The sequence below is a fragment of the Streptomyces sp. NRRL F-5755 genome (assembly GCF_001279365.1).
Taxonomy (GTDB): Bacteria; Actinomycetota; Actinomycetes; order Streptomycetales; family Streptomycetaceae; genus Streptomyces; species Streptomyces rimosus.
This window is the reverse complement of sequence record NZ_LGCW01000223.1, coordinates 1-277: the sequence shown is the minus strand read 5'-3', so window position 1 is coordinate 277 and position 277 is coordinate 1. Positions and strand designations below refer to the sequence as shown.

Annotated in this window: 1 protein-coding gene; it reads right to left on the bottom strand. The window is 68.2% G+C overall.

Annotated features, from left to right (window positions below):
• The coding region (locus ADK86_RS18270) for an ATP-binding cassette domain-containing protein (protein ID WP_159393881.1) at nucleotides 1-277 on the bottom strand (277 nt) is incomplete at both ends.

The window sequence follows — 277 nt, the reverse complement described above, 5'->3', positions numbered from 1 at the left end:
GGACAGGCCGACGGTCTCGACGACGCGGTCCAGCCACTGCCGGTCGGGCCTGCGCCCGGCGATGTCCATCGGCAGCGTGATGTTCTCCAGCGCGGTCAGGGTGGGCAGCAGGTTGAACGCCTGGAAGATGAAGCCGATCTTGTCGCGGCGCAGCCGGGTCAGGTGCTTGTCCTTCAGGCCGTTCAGCTCGGTGTCGCCGATCAGGGCCGAGCCGCCAGATATCGCGTCCAGTCCGGCCATGCAGTGCATCAGGGTGGACTTGCCGGAGCCGGACGGG